The following is a 12,960-nucleotide window of genomic DNA, read 5'->3' on the forward strand; positions in this document are numbered from 1 at the left end:
CTACCGCCAGTCGCATTCCGGCTGGGCGGTCGGCTCGACCGAGTCCGCCATGCCCGAAACGTCCGCGACCAGCTTCGCGTCGGCGCGGGACAGCCTCGCGAGGAGGACGTCGAACTTGGAGAGCCTTTTCAGGTCGGAGACGCGGAAACCCTCGTACCTGATCCGCCAAACGTCCTCGTTCCCGAAAGAGCTGATGGGAACGGACACCGCCAGGCCCTCGTCCTCTTCGCACGAGAACTCCAGCACGGCGCTGCGAAACAGGGAGCCGCACCGGAGCCGGTCATCGTCGATCAGCTCGACCCTCGCCGTCACGGCCTCGTACGACGGATCGTCGTCTGTGCAGATTTCCAGCTCCGACGTGTCAACATGATCCGCCACGTGCGAGCGGTACGCCTCGAACAGCTCCGTGACGGTAACGGAGCCCTTATCCGGCTCGACCATCAGCCCCTTGAAGTTATCGAGCAGAGCCGCGTTGTCTCTGAGCGCCGTCCTGTTGACGATCTCGGTCAGCGCGTCCTCGAGCTTCACGGCGTAGCCTTTGAAGTCGTGGCGCTCGATCGCCTTGGCCATCACGGCGTCGATCCTCTCGGTTATCGCCTTCCGCGACGCGCTGTTCCATCCGAGCGCGGCGTCGATGGCGTCCCTCACCGACTTTTCGACGCAGTCGACCACGATCCTCTCCATGGCCTCGTCGTTCACCGCGTCGGCGATCATCCGCTCTATCGTCTTTCCCATTGCCAGCTCCTTTCCGTCCGCACATCCGTCATGCGAACCAGATATCTCTCAGAAAACGACCGTAGTCCGACCTCCCGCGCCGCTCGAACGAGCCGACCGACGCCCTGAAGCCCGCCGGGGACGAAACCTCCCGGAGATCCCTCGCGACGGCGCGGTACGCGGCCTCCATGCTGTCGGCCTCCTCCGCGCCCAGGTCGAACAGCCGCATCAGCGCGACCTTCGCGGCCGAGTACGACATGCTCATACGGCCCTCCATTCCTCGCAGGCCGCGCTCGCCCGCTCGCACTGCATGACCTCGCCCGCCAGCAGGCACAGCCCGTCGTGGGCGAGGCGCCTGACCTCGTGGGGGTACTCGCGGAACATCGCGCACGCGCCGCACGACTCTCGCCGCCAGGCGGCGTCGGGCGCGGGGGCGGGGACCCTAGCGCGCATCGCCGCCCCCGTTCCCCTCCGCGACGAGCGCGCGGAGCTGCGACAGGCACTCGATGGCCTTATCGATGTCCTGCAGGCCGTTCTTCCTGGGCCACCGCCAGACGTACTTGAGGGCGCATCCCGCCCAGTACGCCTGCGCCCCGGCGACGGCGCCGTAGCCCGCCATCATCGACGACAGGGCGTCCTTGCACTCGACGCGGCCGTCGCCGGCGTAGTGGGCCGGCGCGGTGACCGGGTCGCGGCGCTCGTAGCCCGCGCAGTCGCCGACGGGCGCGTCGATCGCCGAGCCGGTGGCGTCGCACGCCGTCTTCGGGCCGCCCCGGTCCTTTCCCGACGCCCACTGGCCGTGCCCGCACGTCTCGCACAGGCTCCCGGCCCCGTTTCCGTTGCATTCCCCTTCCAACGCTACCTCCTTAAATCGTTCCTGATCAGATGCGCTTTCCCCGCGATCCCGGTGCGCGGGCGGTGCGCTATGCCGGTCGCCGCCCCGGCGGCTGCCGGGCGAGCCTCCTGTCGGAGCCGTCCATGTCGATCAGCTGGGACCGCTCGGACAGCCTCGACGCTATGGCCATGGCGGCCGACCTGTCCCTCTCGCCCATGCGCCGCGCTATCTGGGCGCGGTTGAAGTTCGACGTGACGACGGTCGGCCTTTCGGCGCGGTACCGCGCGTCGATCAGCTCGAACAGCGTCGCGACCGACCAGTCGGACGCCTGCTCCTTGCCGAGGTCGTCCAGCACCAGCACGTCGCACGCCCGCGCCCTGGCGAGCCTCCCGCCGCCCCCGCCGTCGAACGAGCGGCGCTCGGCGTCCAGCAGGCTCGACACGTTCTCGAAGCGGGCGCGGACGCCCATGTCCACGAGCGCCCTGACCAGCGCGGCGGCCCATGCCGACTTGCCCGAGCCGTTGCCGCCGAGCACCCAGGGCTGCTCCCCCGCCGCGACGCGCCGCGGCCAGTCGGCCACGTTCGCCCCGACGGCGGCGAACCTCGCCGGGACGCCCGCATCGGCGTAGGCGCGCTCCCTGGGGGTCGGGACCCTGCCGTCGAGCGCGCTCCGCTCGCAGCCGCAGCTGCCCCAGCAGATGACCGACGATCGGCGGCCCATGACCTCGATCTCGATCCGCTTGAGCGCCCCTCCGCAGTGCGGGCACGCGTCCGGGGGGTGGCTAAGCGTATGCGGCATAGGGATCATCAACGTCGATCGCCCCCTTCGAGGTCGCGGCCAGGTAGTCCGCCATCTTGTCGCCGAAGAGCGTCGATGCGCGGACGTACCTCGCCATCCTCTCGTCGGCCCCCCATTCGGCCCGCTTCGCCCTGACCATGAGCCGCACCTGCCGGGCCGTGACCCCGCCGTCGAAGGCGCGGCGGAGGTTGCGGGCCGCCGCCGGGGGGATCCAGGCGAGCTCCTGCCCCGTCTCGTCGGCCCAGGCGCGCAGGCACTCCCCGAGGAACGCGGTGAACGGGCCGTCGTCGGCGTCCCCTCCCGGAAGAGGGGGCGGGTCTTCGCGCCCTTCTTTGGGTATAGCTTCAGCTATACCTTTCTTATTACCCTTACTATTACCCTTAGTTTTCTCGATTTCCGCGTTCTGGGTTTCCGCGTTTCCGCGTTCTGGGTTTTCGGTTTTCTGCGGTTTGGGTTTCCCGTTTTTCTCCGTTTTGGTTTTCGGCCTGCCGCCCTTCTTCCCGTTCAGGCGCTGCCGCCTGCTCTCCTCGAGGGTCGGCCTTATCGCCGTGAACACGGCGGCGGGTGCGCCTTCGAGCTCCGGCTCGGCTCCGTAGAACACGAACTCGACGAGCGCCGCGTAGTAGCGCTCCCTGTCGCCCCTCGCCATGGCCGATCCCGCCTCAACGTGGCTGTCGAACAGCTGCATGCGTCCACCTCCTTTTCCATGCGTCTTCGGATATGTCGGCGCCCCCTAGAACGGGATGTCCTCGTCGTAGGGCGAGGCGGGCGCCGGGGCGGCCTCGGCGGCAGGGTTTTGCCGTCCGTCCGACCGGCTCATGAACTCGAGGTCGTCCACGATCACCTCGATCTTGCTGCGCCTCTGCCCGTCGCGCTCCCACTGGCTCCAGCGAAGCCTGCCCTCGATGGCGACCTTCGCGCCCTTGCCCAGGTAGCGCGACAGGCTCTCGGCGCGGCTCCCGAACACGGCGCAGTCGACGAAGTTGGGAACGTCCTCCCACTCGCCGGTCGCCGCGTTCTTGCGGCGGTCGTTGACCGCCACGCCGAATCCCAGGATCGACGCTCCCGACGCGGTCGCCCTCAGTTCCGGGTCGCGCGTCAGGTGCCCGCTGATCACCACTCTGTTGATGCTCATCCATCCTCCTTCCCGGGGCCTTGCCCGCCCCGTTTCCGTTGCATTTCCCTTCCAACGCCGCCGGGCGCGGAATCGCCTGCTCGCGGCCCGCTTCCGCCCGTTCGCGGTGCGCGTCCGGTGCGCTATCCGAAACCGTCCAGGCCGTCCATCGCGCGGGCGAACCTCGCGGCCGCCTCGCGCCCGCGCCCGGGCAGCACGTGCCCGTAGATGTCCATCGTGGTCTTGGCCGACTGGTGCCCCAGCCGCTCGCGCACCGTCAGGATGTTCTCCCCGCTCTCGAGCAGGTAGGTGGCGTGGGTGTGGCGCAGCGTGTGCAGGTGCGCGCCGGGCGCGAGCCCGATGCGGCGCGCGACGCGCCCGAACTCGGCCGTGAGCGCGTCGGGCATGACCGGCCCGCCCGCGTCCGTGCGCACGAGCGGGGCGGACTCGGCCAGGCCGTCGGCGTGCGCCGACGCGAGCGCCCCCGTCTCGTCGTCGAGCGCCACCACGCGCTTGGACGACCGCGACTTGGGCGGCTTCTCGGAGCCGTCGAACGACAGCACCCGCGCCACGCGCAGCGAGACCCCGTCGGGGCCGCGCACGACGTGGCGGGCCTGCAGGCCGCATATCTCGCCGCGCCGGAGCCCCGCGTACAGCCCGAGCCGCCACGCGACGGCCAGCGAGCGCCTGTAGGGCCCCGCCGCCGGGTCCGCGAGCTCGGCGGCGACGAACGCGGCCAGCCGCGCGACGTCCTCGGGCGGGAGCGCGGCGGCCTCGGGCCGCTCGGGCATGGGGAGCACTATCCCGGCGGCCGGGTTTCCCCCGACGATCCCGTCGCGCAGCATCCGCGTGAAGCATCCGCAGCACAGGGCGTGCACCTTCTTCACGGTCGAGGCCGACAGCCCCGCCCCGCCGGATGACTTGGGGCGGCGCAGCTCCCGGTACATCTTGGAGAAGTGCGCCGCCGTCAGCTCCTCGACCGGGACGCGCCCGATCCTCGGCCCGACGTGGCGCCGCAGGTACGAGCGGTACGCCTTGAGCGTCGCGGGCGAGGCCCCTCCCTGCTCGCACGACTCGAGGTAGTAGTCGAACAGGGCCGACGCGGAGAGCGCACCCGCGCCGCCCTTCGACACGTCGGCCCTGCGCGAGACGCGCTCGAGCGCTGCGGCTATGTCGTCCTCGGTCGCGCCGGGCGGCAGCACCTCGCCGACCGTCATGGGGCGGCCCGTCGCGGGGTTCACGCCCGCGTAGGCCCGCACGGCGTAGCCGCCGCCCCTCCTCTCGCTCACGTACGCCATCTAGCGGCCGACCCTCCTACCATCCCAGCGCCTCCGTCGCGAAAACGCACATGCACAGCGGGACGAACAGCAGCGCCAGCACCGCCATCCCCGCCTTCCACTCGACCGTCTTCCCGTCGAGGCGCCCGCGCACCGCCTCCGATGCGGCCCTGCGGCCCGCCCGGACGGACGGGCACCGTCCCCTCGCAGTCATCTCGCAACCTCCAATCCCTCCAGGTAGTCGGCGAGCGCATCCCGCCTTATCAGGTACTTCCTGCCGCTCATGATGTGCGGCGGCGGCGCGGCGGAATGCAGGAGCTCGCGTATCCTGTCCGCGCTGATGCCGCTGTATTCCGCGGCCTGGTTGATGTTCATGTAGAGCGGGTAGTCCATGAGCCCACCTCCTTCGCTATGTCTTGCTTTCGATACTCCGTTTCCCGCGCTTTTCGGCGAGCTGCGGGAGCGCCATGGTCGGCTCGCTCTGCTGTTCGGGCGCGGCGTGCCGGTATTTCAAGGTGCGGGGTCTCGACAACCTCACACGGCGCAGCTTGCCTGGTCACTTCCCGGAATCGTTTTTCGCTATGGCTAGACCGACGACCAATCCGGCGACGAAGAATTGGATTAACATTGCTATTGCGAACATCCGACTTCCTTTCGATAGGGGCTTGTATGCTCGGTAAAATCCTCGGTTTCCTGTTCAAGAACGTTTTTCTCGTTATGTTCATCGGGTCGATAGCCGCTTCGGGCTTCTTCTCCTACCAGTCGTTCGGGGCGGCGTTCTGGCTTGCGTCCGAAGAACCGGCGGCGTTCATGTCCGCGATGGCGGCATCCTTCTCGCTCGGCGCTTTCGTCGGCATGGCCACGCGTGTGCCGGGTTTTATCAAAGAGCGCAAATACGAGAAGAGGATGTTCGAAACGGCGTCCCGACAGCTCGAAGAGGCTGATAAAGATACGTTTCTCTCGCTCGATAGAGCCGTCAAGTCGATGCTCGTCCGGCTCGAACGTGCAGGCGGGAGCAAGGTATTCGAATTGGACGACGGGAAGCTCGAAAAGAAGAACCTGAACAGAATGTCGACCGCGCTGGTAAAAGTCTCTGATTTTGGAGAGAAGAAGTACCTGCTCGTTCTCACCGACGAGGGGAAGCGCGTTCTCGATAATTCGCGCGATCTGGTCGATTCGTTCATCGCCGAGCAGCCCGACGGCTTCTTCGGCGACTAGCAGCTGCGCCGTATGAGGTTGTCAAGGTCCTGTCGGTGCTAGGGTTCCGAACAGTCGAATACCCGCATGACATGGCGGCGATTTATCAGGGAGGATTGGGAATGGTCGAGCTGACTAACGAGGAGATGGCCGCTATCAAGGAGCTGACATCTGCGTACAAAAGCGGCAAGGATATCGGAGAGCTCATCTCCCAAAGGCTCTACGAGGAGCTGTCAACAAAAACGGTGGACGATATCGGCAACGTGAGCCACGAGAAGCGCCCCGGGTTCGACGAGCAGATGAGCGTTTACGAGAGCCTAAGCGAGAAGGGTCTGCTGTCCAGCTACCAGTTGCCAATGAGCTTTCACAGGACGTTCGATGGGCTTACCAGCCTCGGGCGCTGCTACCTCGAAGACCGCGAAGCCGAATTGGCCGCAAGGAAAAAGGAGCTGCGTTCGGACCGCATCCACGATTACAAGGTGGCGTGCTTCAGCTTCGTCGGAGGCGCTGCCGCAGGCGGAATCGTCTCGTACGTCATGCACGTCCAGTTCGGCTTCTAGATTCCGAAGCCCTTCGCGATGAATCCGGCTATCATGCCTCCGAATACGCCTCCGGCAATACTGAACAGGCATACTATTAGGAACTCCCCCATCAGGTCTCTTTTCATGGTTACCTTCTTTCTGTAGGCCGCCATGTCATGCGGATATTCGGCTTTCAAGGTTCCCGCCCGTCTGGGGCGGCGGTTGGTGGTTGCTTAGACGATGCTCTTGACTCTTTCATTGCGGTCGTCGGTCATCTCAAGCAGATAGTCGGGAGAGCATCCGAACAGCGTGCTGAGCTGCACTAGGTTTCTCCCACTAGGCTCGTAGCTTCCGTTTTCCCAACCACGCACGCTATTCGCGTGAACTCCGAGAAGATCAGCCACTTTCTCAGTGCTTAACCCAGATTTAAACCGTTCGGCTCTTATTCGATTCATTCGTCACCTCCTAATTACAAAGATTTGTTGTTAACTGATAGAACGAATATAACAGTTATCTGTTTGAAGTCAACAGAATTTTGGTAGACAATACAAATTATTGTTAGAAGGGAAGACGATGGATCACAACAAACTTGCTGAGATGAGAGAACGAGCTGGCCTTACTCAGCAGCAGCTAGCTGATAGACTCGGCGTGACCCAACAGACAGTCTGGTACTACGAAAAAGGTAGGCGAGAAATCAAATCGAGCGTGCTCATCGAAATGAGCAAGGCCCTTGGCTGCACTATTTCCGAACTGCTTGGAATTACCGAAGTTGCCGGGATCGTTCCGAATCGCGAGCACGTCATGCATCGCATGCCCGTGCTCGGTCGTATAGCCGCTGGAGACCCGCGAGAGGCAATAAGCCAGGCGGATGAATGGCATGACACGCGCGACGAACTGTGGAGGGGTCACGAGAACGCCTTCTGGTTGATGGTGTCCGGAACATCCATGAACAAGTTGTTCCCCGAAGGTTCGCTAGTGCTTGTCGATCCGGACATGGATGTTCGGAACGGTGATGTCGGAGCTGTGTTCGTCAACGGATACGACGCGACGATAAAGCGCGTGTTCTACGAACAGGGCGCGATAAGGCTGCATCCCGAAAGCTACGATCCAGATTACATCGACCGGATCATAGCTTACGATGACGAAAACGCGCCCGATTTCAGGGCGGTTGGTCGCGTAATAAGCTATTCGGCGCCAGATGGTTGGAGGGCATGAAACACAGGCGAAGTGACCATAATTTGAAAACAAGTCGACCGTGTACGACTACGGAATAGACGACACGCCCGAGATCACGGTGATAGGGCGCGTGGCGTGGTACTGCGTGCCTTTCGATTGGGAGTTCTAATAACGTTTTTGTTTTAGAAATATGGTTTAGAGGAAATAATTTCAAAAAAATTTAGCATCATGCTAAATTTTAGGAGGTGACGAATTGGCGGGTCCGACATATCCGCTCGAAAAGGTGAAGGGCATCGCTCGGAGCGGAAACGGCCTGATCCTGTCGAAGCGCGTCACGATCTACATGAACGACCGATACAGGGAGTTCGGAAGGCCTTTAGAGATAGCCCGGTCGATATGCTTGGCTGCAAAAGAGTCCGACTTCGAAAAGACCTCCGAGTTGAAGAAGAGACCGGGCACAATGGCAGACATATATTCGGTCGAATGGGAAGAAGAGGTCTGGTATCTGAAATTCTTCGTCGATTACGGCGAACCGGTTATCGTCGTCTGGTCGTGCAAGCACGACGGGGACATGTGCTAAGGAGTCGATATGATCTGTGCAGAATGCGGAGATGAGCTTGAGAAGAGTTATGCGCCGATCGAGACTGCGTTCAGGGGGACGATGGTCGTTGTCGAGGGTGTCGAGCATTTCGTCTGCCGATCGTGCAGCGAGGTGTTCTTCAATGGTGGTCAGGCCGACGATTTCGCGGACGCGGTCGACGCGGCTTACAGAAGGGCGAACGGCCTCCTTGCTCCTGACGAGATAAGGCGCATCAGAAAGCAGCTCCGGATGAACCAGGACGAGTTCCAGAGCCTGCTCGGCGTCGGCAAAACAACCGTCAGCAGGTGGGAAAGCGGCAGGATCATCCAGTCAAAATCGACCGACAATCTGATAAGGCTTGCGGCAGCCAGCCGAGACAACGTGGAACTCCTCAGAAAGTCGGCCGCCCATGGAAACAGTTTCCCCGTCCAAGCGTCCGCAAGAAGCGAATGGGCTGGACGGTCGAAAAGCAGAAACGTCACGTTAATCGGTCTGCACGGCGAAAGGTAGAAGATGCTCAACAAATTCGATTTCACTGAAAGCCTTAGGAGCGTTCGCGTTGGCCCTTATTACGTCGAGAGGTACTCATGCGTGGTCGGTGACAGGGCAGGCGAGGACGACGGCCCACTGTCTCTGAGCGTAAATCGAAAGGTATCTGATCCGGATAATAACGGCGGCACCCTCTCATGCATAGCGAGCGTATCCCTTACGCTGTCTGACGGGAGCGAAGAACCTAAAACGGAGATATCCATCACAGTCACAGGGATGCTAACCGGCAACGAAAAGCTGGGTATAGAAGATTTTGAAAGGATGTGCCTTACCGACGGCGCTGACGAGCTGTACTCGATAGCAAAGAGCACGCTGGCTACACTGTCGGCGACGAGCCCGATATCGATCGATCCGCTTCCATCTCTCGAATCGTCGGCGACGCTGGAAGCGAACTCGTCGTGCAGCAAGGACGAATAGCGAGCTTGTCAGCACGAGGGCACTTCAAGAGTCTTTCAAGCTCGTAAGCCACATGTTCTACAACAAGCGTCTGGAAAAGCTGATTCTGCCGTCCAGCAAGAGCGCATCTTCGCTTTACAAGGCGCTGCCCGAATCGGCGAAGATGGTCATGGACTCCAAGGGCGTGAAGGGAAAGCTGATGAGAAAAGGAAATGGGGCTTTCGCTTAGGTATCTCTCCGTTTGCGTCCACCCCGTGGTAACAAGGAGAATATACCAACAGCGCGAATGATTTTCAACACGTTCCGACCGGGAACGGCAACCGAATGAGACAACCCGCCGCGCATAAGGGCTGCAACCCTGCGCGGCGGGAAGGGAACACCAACCGCGTAAACGGAAGGCATGTCGATTCTACCATGTCCATCACCAAGAAGATAAGGCCGGATGGGAGCGCGTACTACCTTCTCGTCGAGAGCACCGGTTACGATCTCGACGGAAAGAGGACGCGCGTTCAGAGGCGGTTCGACCGCAAGGGCGACGCGAAAACCGAGCAGGCGCGCATAATCGCGGAGCGAGACGCGCTGCGCAACCGCTCGGGCCGCATCGCGCTCGAAAGCTACATCGACCGTTTCTACGCGCCGCACATCGACAGGCTCGCAGCGAGTTCGCGCGATACCTACGAGCGGGAGATACGGCTGCGTATAAAGCCGCACCTGGGCCGCTTCGACGTGCGCGACATCGACCGCATCAAGATACAGCGCATGGTGGACGCCTGCGGAACGGAGCCGGTTGCGCGGAAGGCCATCGGACTGCTGCGAACAATCCTGCATCACGCTGTTTCTGATAGGCTCATAGCCGTCAATCCAGCTTCCGCCAAGTTCGTCATGCCGCCGACCGGGAAGCGGCGCGGAAACGACGCCGTCATATCGACGTTCGAAGCGATGGAGCCGCTGCTGAGGGCCGTGGACGAATACGCCGAGCGCAGCGTGCTTCTCATTGCGTCCACCGGCCTTCTGCTCGGCCTGCGCCCGGAAGAGCGATACGGTTTGGATTGGGAAGATATCGACCTCGCCGACCGCACCATCACGGTCAGGCGCGCGTTCACCGCCGCAAGCGGAAAGCACGGCGGCAACGACCTGAAAGCGCCTAAGACGGCTAAATCCGCCCGAACGGTGCCGATACCCGCCGCGCTCGCCGAAAGGCTGGGAGAGCCGGGGTCGGGCGCCCTCATACTGGGCGCTGGCGGCGTGCGGATATCGCCGTCCACCGCCCAGAAGAGATGGGCGCGGTTCTGCCGCTGGTGCGCGTCCACCCGCCCCGATGCGCCGATCGTGACCATCGAGAACATGCGCCATTCGTTCGCAACGAGCTACCTGCACGCGGGCGGCAACGTGGAGGACCTGTCGCGCATGCTCGGGCACAGCGACATCAACACCACCTATCGGCGGTACGTGCGCCCCAACGCCGAAGACCTCAGAGCGGGGATGGACGCGGTGGACGGGATTTTTTGCCAATCTAGCGGCAGTCTAGCCGAATGACGTTTTACCAGTTCATCAGTATAATCCTATGGAGTTCGATTCTCCGCGCCTCCACCAGAAAACCCAGCTCACCTGAGCAGTATATAACCTGTTCAGGTGGGTTTTTTATTTCCGACTAACTTCCCCTGCTTTCGGCTGACCGCGACCCGGTCCCTGCTTGCCTTGCTTATGGCGAACGGCCCGATCGATATCGCGCTGCCGGAGCTTTTTGCGTCCCTTGGAACGATTCTGGTCGTCAGCCACCAGCTTGAACGTCAGTTTGCGCGTAGAGCGATCGGCGGCGGTAAGCACCACATCCACGCGCTGTCCCAGCCTATACCTCGTAGCGGTATCCTGCCCCGTCAGCACATGCCGAACGGGATCCAGCGCGAAGTACTCGCGTCCCAAAGAATCGATCGGAACCAGGCCCTCTGCCGTATTGGGTAGGCGCACGAACAGCCCATAGGTGGCCACTCCGGCAATAAGCGCCGAGAACCGCTTCCCCACCTGCGACTCCATAAGCTCGACCAGCTTCGCTTCCTGCGAATCGCGGGAAGCTCGCTCGGCGGTGCGCTCCATGCGCGACGAATGCTCGGCAAGCCAGGAAATACTTGACACCTCCTGATCGAACCGCTCGCCCCGCCCAAGCAAAAAGGCCTTCAGCATACGGTGAACCACCAGATCGGGGTAACGTCGGATAGGCGAAGTGAAATGGGCGTACGCCTCACTTGCCAAACCGAAGTGCCCATCGCAGTCCGCCGAGTACACGGCCCGCTTCATCGAACGCAGCACCAGCGCAACCACCAGCTCGTGCTCGGGACGGTTGCGGGACAGCTCGAGCACGCGCGCCAACGCAAAAGGATCCCCCACCAGAACCGGGACCTCCAGCGACGCATCGAACCAGGCGAACTCCTGAAAAATGGGCAGCAGCCCCTCAAGGTCGTCGGCTGCGGGCTTTTCGTGGACACGGTACATCCCGGGAAACGCGTTTCCGCTCAAAAGCCGCGCTGCGGCTTCGTTCGCCATGATCATGGCTTCCTCGACCATCTGCGTCGCTTCCGTCTTGCAACGCAGGGATACGTCGAGCGGCCGACCCTCGTCGTCCAGCACGACCCGCGCCTCGACCGTATCGAAATCAAGCCCCCCTCGCTCGCGCCTGAGGGATGCGCGCTGCTGGGCTATGCGGGAAAGCGAGGGGATACGGATGCGCAGCTGATCGAGGGTATCGTTCGGCACGTCGGGAAGATCGCCCGAACCCTTCCTGCTCCCATCGATCAGCGTTTGGGCTTCATCGTAGGTAAGCCGCGCGCGGGAGCGCATGAGAGCCGGGTACGCCTCACTTGACACCACCCGTCCGCGCGCATCGACGAACAGGTCGATCGTCATGCATCGCCGGTCTTGGTCGGGCCGAAGGGAGCATAGGTCGTTGGACAGCCGCTCGGGAAGCATGGGGATCACGCGATCGACCAGATAGACGCTGGTCGCACGGCGACGGGCGTCGAGATCGATCGAGCTTCCCCACGGCACGTAATGCGCGACGTCCGCGATATGAACCCCGATGCGCGCAACGGCCCCGCGGGGGGCGCCCGAACAAGACCCGTCCACCGCCTCGAACGACAGGGCGTCGTCGAAGTCCCGCGCATCGGTCGGATCGACCGTGAACGCGAAGCGGGAGCGCAAATCGCGATATCCCGAGGCAAGCGCATCGTCTTGCCCCAGCTCGGCCTGGGCCGCTTGCGCAAGCGACCCCTCGGAGAACTCCGTTTCCAGCCTGTGCGAAGCAACGATGAGGTCGATCATCACCCGTTCGTCGTCTTCGAAGCCCAGCACCTGCTCGACCATGCCCGTAGCCGCCGAATGGCACGTGGGCCACGAGGTGATGCGCACGCTGACCAGCGCACCGTCGGGCACATGGGACGACTCGTTTCTAAGGGTGAAGATGTCGTAGGGGATGCGGCGGTCTTCGGGCACGACGATGCCGAACGGCTCGGCCACCTCGTAACGGCCGACAAGCGTGTCGTGAGCGCGCTCAACGATGCTCGTAATGCGCGCCGCGCGCTTGCGCCCGCCCGTCTGCCGGTGCTCGAAGCGACCCCGCGTCGCCTGGGCGGGAAGCGGAGCCACCTCGACGAGATCGCCGTCGAACGCACCGCGCATCCTCGATTCGGGGATGAAGAACTCCCCTTCGGCCGTCGATACGAACCCGTAGCCCTCGGGACGCACAGATAAGCGTCCCCGTGGATTGCTGCGGGGCTTTCGACGAATGCCGGATTTCTTACGCGCCACG

The 12,960-nt window shown here is 63.0% G+C and carries 20 protein-coding genes; 8 read left to right on the plus strand and 12 right to left on the minus strand.

What is annotated here, in order from left to right:
• The 10 genes from EIH26_RS07915 to EIH26_RS07955 all read right to left on the minus strand — a co-directional run bounded on the left by EIH26_RS07915 (position 1) and on the right by EIH26_RS07955 (position 5,132).
• Positions 1-735: a hypothetical protein gene (locus tag EIH26_RS07915; protein ID WP_124061651.1), complete on the minus strand. Its 735-nt coding sequence runs from the start codon at positions 733-735 to the stop codon at positions 1-3.
• Between the two features lie 28 nt (positions 736-763).
• Entirely contained in the window at positions 764-979 is a 216-nt protein-coding gene (locus tag EIH26_RS07920) for a hypothetical protein (protein ID WP_124061652.1), read from the minus strand.
• Positions 976-1,167, minus strand: coding sequence for a hypothetical protein (locus tag EIH26_RS07925; RefSeq protein WP_124061653.1), 192 nt, complete (start codon positions 1,165-1,167; stop codon positions 976-978). The genes EIH26_RS07920 and EIH26_RS07925 overlap by 4 nt, the downstream gene beginning before the upstream one ends.
• A complete protein-coding gene (locus tag EIH26_RS07930; RefSeq protein WP_124061654.1) occupies positions 1,157-1,570 on the minus strand; it encodes a DUF3310 domain-containing protein in 414 nt (137 codons plus the stop codon). The genes EIH26_RS07925 and EIH26_RS07930 overlap by 11 nt, the downstream gene beginning before the upstream one ends.
• A 67-nt stretch (positions 1,571-1,637) precedes the next feature.
• A complete protein-coding gene (locus tag EIH26_RS07935) occupies positions 1,638-2,357 on the minus strand; it encodes an ATP-binding protein (protein ID WP_241152831.1) in 720 nt (239 codons plus the stop codon).
• Entirely contained in the window at positions 2,332-3,036 is a 705-nt protein-coding gene (locus tag EIH26_RS07940) for a conserved phage C-terminal domain-containing protein (RefSeq protein ID WP_124061656.1), read from the minus strand. The genes EIH26_RS07935 and EIH26_RS07940 overlap by 26 nt, the downstream gene beginning before the upstream one ends.
• A gap of 45 nt (positions 3,037-3,081) precedes the next feature.
• A complete protein-coding gene (locus EIH26_RS07945) occupies positions 3,082-3,483 on the minus strand; it encodes a single-stranded DNA-binding protein (RefSeq protein ID WP_124061657.1) in 402 nt (133 codons plus the stop codon).
• Between the two features lie 122 nt (positions 3,484-3,605).
• Positions 3,606-4,760, minus strand: a complete 1,155-nt coding sequence (locus tag EIH26_RS08630) for a site-specific integrase (protein ID WP_124061658.1) — start codon at positions 4,758-4,760, stop codon at positions 3,606-3,608.
• A gap of 16 nt (positions 4,761-4,776) precedes the next feature.
• Positions 4,777-4,953, minus strand: coding sequence for a hypothetical protein (locus EIH26_RS08400; RefSeq protein ID WP_164471031.1), 177 nt, complete (start codon positions 4,951-4,953; stop codon positions 4,777-4,779).
• Entirely contained in the window at positions 4,950-5,132 is a 183-nt protein-coding gene (locus tag EIH26_RS07955; RefSeq protein WP_124061659.1) for an excisionase, read from the minus strand. The genes EIH26_RS08400 and EIH26_RS07955 overlap by 4 nt, the downstream gene beginning before the upstream one ends.
• Positions 5,133-5,408: 276 nt before the next feature.
• Here EIH26_RS07955 and EIH26_RS07960 point away from each other — a divergent pair, with 276 nt between their 5' ends.
• A complete protein-coding gene (locus tag EIH26_RS07960; RefSeq protein ID WP_124061660.1) occupies positions 5,409-5,957 on the plus strand; it encodes a hypothetical protein in 549 nt (182 codons plus the stop codon).
• Positions 5,958-6,058: 101 nt separating this feature from the next.
• Positions 6,059-6,496: a hypothetical protein gene (locus tag EIH26_RS07965; RefSeq protein WP_124061661.1), complete on the plus strand. Its 438-nt coding sequence runs from the start codon at positions 6,059-6,061 to the stop codon at positions 6,494-6,496.
• Positions 6,497-6,690: 194 nt separating this feature from the next.
• Here the strand turns inward: EIH26_RS07965 and EIH26_RS07970 are convergent, their stop codons facing one another.
• On the minus strand, positions 6,691-6,912 hold the full coding sequence (locus EIH26_RS07970; protein WP_124061662.1) for a helix-turn-helix domain-containing protein: 222 nt from the start codon (positions 6,910-6,912) through the stop codon (positions 6,691-6,693).
• 118 nt (positions 6,913-7,030) lie between these two features.
• Here EIH26_RS07970 and EIH26_RS07975 point away from each other — a divergent pair, with 118 nt between their 5' ends.
• The 6 genes from EIH26_RS07975 to EIH26_RS07995 all read left to right on the plus strand — a co-directional run bounded on the left by EIH26_RS07975 (position 7,031) and on the right by EIH26_RS07995 (position 10,694).
• Entirely contained in the window at positions 7,031-7,672 is a 642-nt protein-coding gene (locus tag EIH26_RS07975; RefSeq protein WP_124061663.1) for a LexA family transcriptional regulator, read from the plus strand.
• Positions 7,673-7,886: 214 nt separating this feature from the next.
• A complete protein-coding gene (locus EIH26_RS07980; protein ID WP_164471034.1) occupies positions 7,887-8,213 on the plus strand; it encodes a type II toxin-antitoxin system MqsR family toxin in 327 nt (108 codons plus the stop codon).
• 9 nt (positions 8,214-8,222) lie between these two features.
• Complete coding sequence (locus tag EIH26_RS07985) at positions 8,223-8,723, plus strand: type II TA system antitoxin MqsA family protein (protein ID WP_124061665.1); 501 nt, start codon at positions 8,223-8,225, stop codon at positions 8,721-8,723.
• 3 nt (positions 8,724-8,726) lie between these two features.
• On the plus strand, positions 8,727-9,179 hold the full coding sequence (locus tag EIH26_RS07990; RefSeq protein WP_124061666.1) for a hypothetical protein: 453 nt from the start codon (positions 8,727-8,729) through the stop codon (positions 9,177-9,179).
• A 52-nt stretch (positions 9,180-9,231) separates the two neighbouring features.
• A complete protein-coding gene (locus EIH26_RS08410) occupies positions 9,232-9,387 on the plus strand; it encodes a hypothetical protein (RefSeq protein ID WP_164471035.1) in 156 nt (51 codons plus the stop codon).
• Between the two features lie 185 nt (positions 9,388-9,572).
• On the plus strand, positions 9,573-10,694 hold the full coding sequence (locus tag EIH26_RS07995) for a site-specific integrase (protein WP_164471036.1): 1,122 nt from the start codon (positions 9,573-9,575) through the stop codon (positions 10,692-10,694).
• A gap of 105 nt (positions 10,695-10,799) precedes the next feature.
• Here the strand turns inward: EIH26_RS07995 and rnr are convergent, their stop codons facing one another.
• The gene (gene rnr, locus EIH26_RS08000; protein ID WP_124061668.1) at positions 10,800-12,959 is read right to left on the minus strand and encodes a ribonuclease R; all 2,160 of its coding nucleotides are present in this window, start codon (positions 12,957-12,959) and stop codon (positions 10,800-10,802) included.
• Position 12,960 lies beyond the last annotated feature (1 nt).

Source organism: Gordonibacter sp. Marseille-P4307 (genome assembly GCF_900604965.1).
Lineage (GTDB): Bacteria > Actinomycetota > Coriobacteriia > Coriobacteriales > Eggerthellaceae > Berryella.

Coding starts and splice junctions, on each gene's coding strand:
- EIH26_RS07915 (WP_124061651.1), bottom strand. CDS start 735: ATGGGAAAGACGATAGAGCGGATGATCGCCGACGCGGTGAACGACGAG.
- EIH26_RS07920 (WP_124061652.1), bottom strand. CDS start 979: ATGAGCATGTCGTACTCGGCCGCGAAGGTCGCGCTGATGCGGCTGTTC.
- EIH26_RS07925 (WP_124061653.1), bottom strand. CDS start 1,167: ATGCGCGCTAGGGTCCCCGCCCCCGCGCCCGACGCCGCCTGGCGGCGA.
- EIH26_RS07935 (WP_241152831.1), bottom strand. CDS start 2,357: ATGATCCCTATGCCGCATACGCTTAGCCACCCCCCGGACGCGTGCCCG.
- EIH26_RS07940 (WP_124061656.1), bottom strand. CDS start 3,036: ATGCAGCTGTTCGACAGCCACGTTGAGGCGGGATCGGCCATGGCGAGG.
- EIH26_RS07945 (WP_124061657.1), bottom strand. CDS start 3,483: ATGAGCATCAACAGAGTGGTGATCAGCGGGCACCTGACGCGCGACCCG.
- EIH26_RS08630 (WP_124061658.1), bottom strand. CDS start 4,760: ATGGCGTACGTGAGCGAGAGGAGGGGCGGCGGCTACGCCGTGCGGGCC.
- EIH26_RS08400 (WP_164471031.1), bottom strand. CDS start 4,953: ATGACTGCGAGGGGACGGTGCCCGTCCGTCCGGGCGGGCCGCAGGGCC.
- EIH26_RS07955 (WP_124061659.1), bottom strand. CDS start 5,132: ATGGACTACCCGCTCTACATGAACATCAACCAGGCCGCGGAATACAGC.
- EIH26_RS07960 (WP_124061660.1), top strand. CDS start 5,409: ATGCTCGGTAAAATCCTCGGTTTCCTGTTCAAGAACGTTTTTCTCGTT.
- EIH26_RS07965 (WP_124061661.1), top strand. CDS start 6,059: ATGGTCGAGCTGACTAACGAGGAGATGGCCGCTATCAAGGAGCTGACA.
- EIH26_RS07970 (WP_124061662.1), bottom strand. CDS start 6,912: ATGAATCGAATAAGAGCCGAACGGTTTAAATCTGGGTTAAGCACTGAG.
- EIH26_RS07975 (WP_124061663.1), top strand. CDS start 7,031: ATGGATCACAACAAACTTGCTGAGATGAGAGAACGAGCTGGCCTTACT.
- EIH26_RS07985 (WP_124061665.1), top strand. CDS start 8,223: ATGATCTGTGCAGAATGCGGAGATGAGCTTGAGAAGAGTTATGCGCCG.
- EIH26_RS07990 (WP_124061666.1), top strand. CDS start 8,727: ATGCTCAACAAATTCGATTTCACTGAAAGCCTTAGGAGCGTTCGCGTT.
- EIH26_RS08410 (WP_164471035.1), top strand. CDS start 9,232: ATGTTCTACAACAAGCGTCTGGAAAAGCTGATTCTGCCGTCCAGCAAG.
- EIH26_RS07995 (WP_164471036.1), top strand. CDS start 9,573: ATGTCCATCACCAAGAAGATAAGGCCGGATGGGAGCGCGTACTACCTT.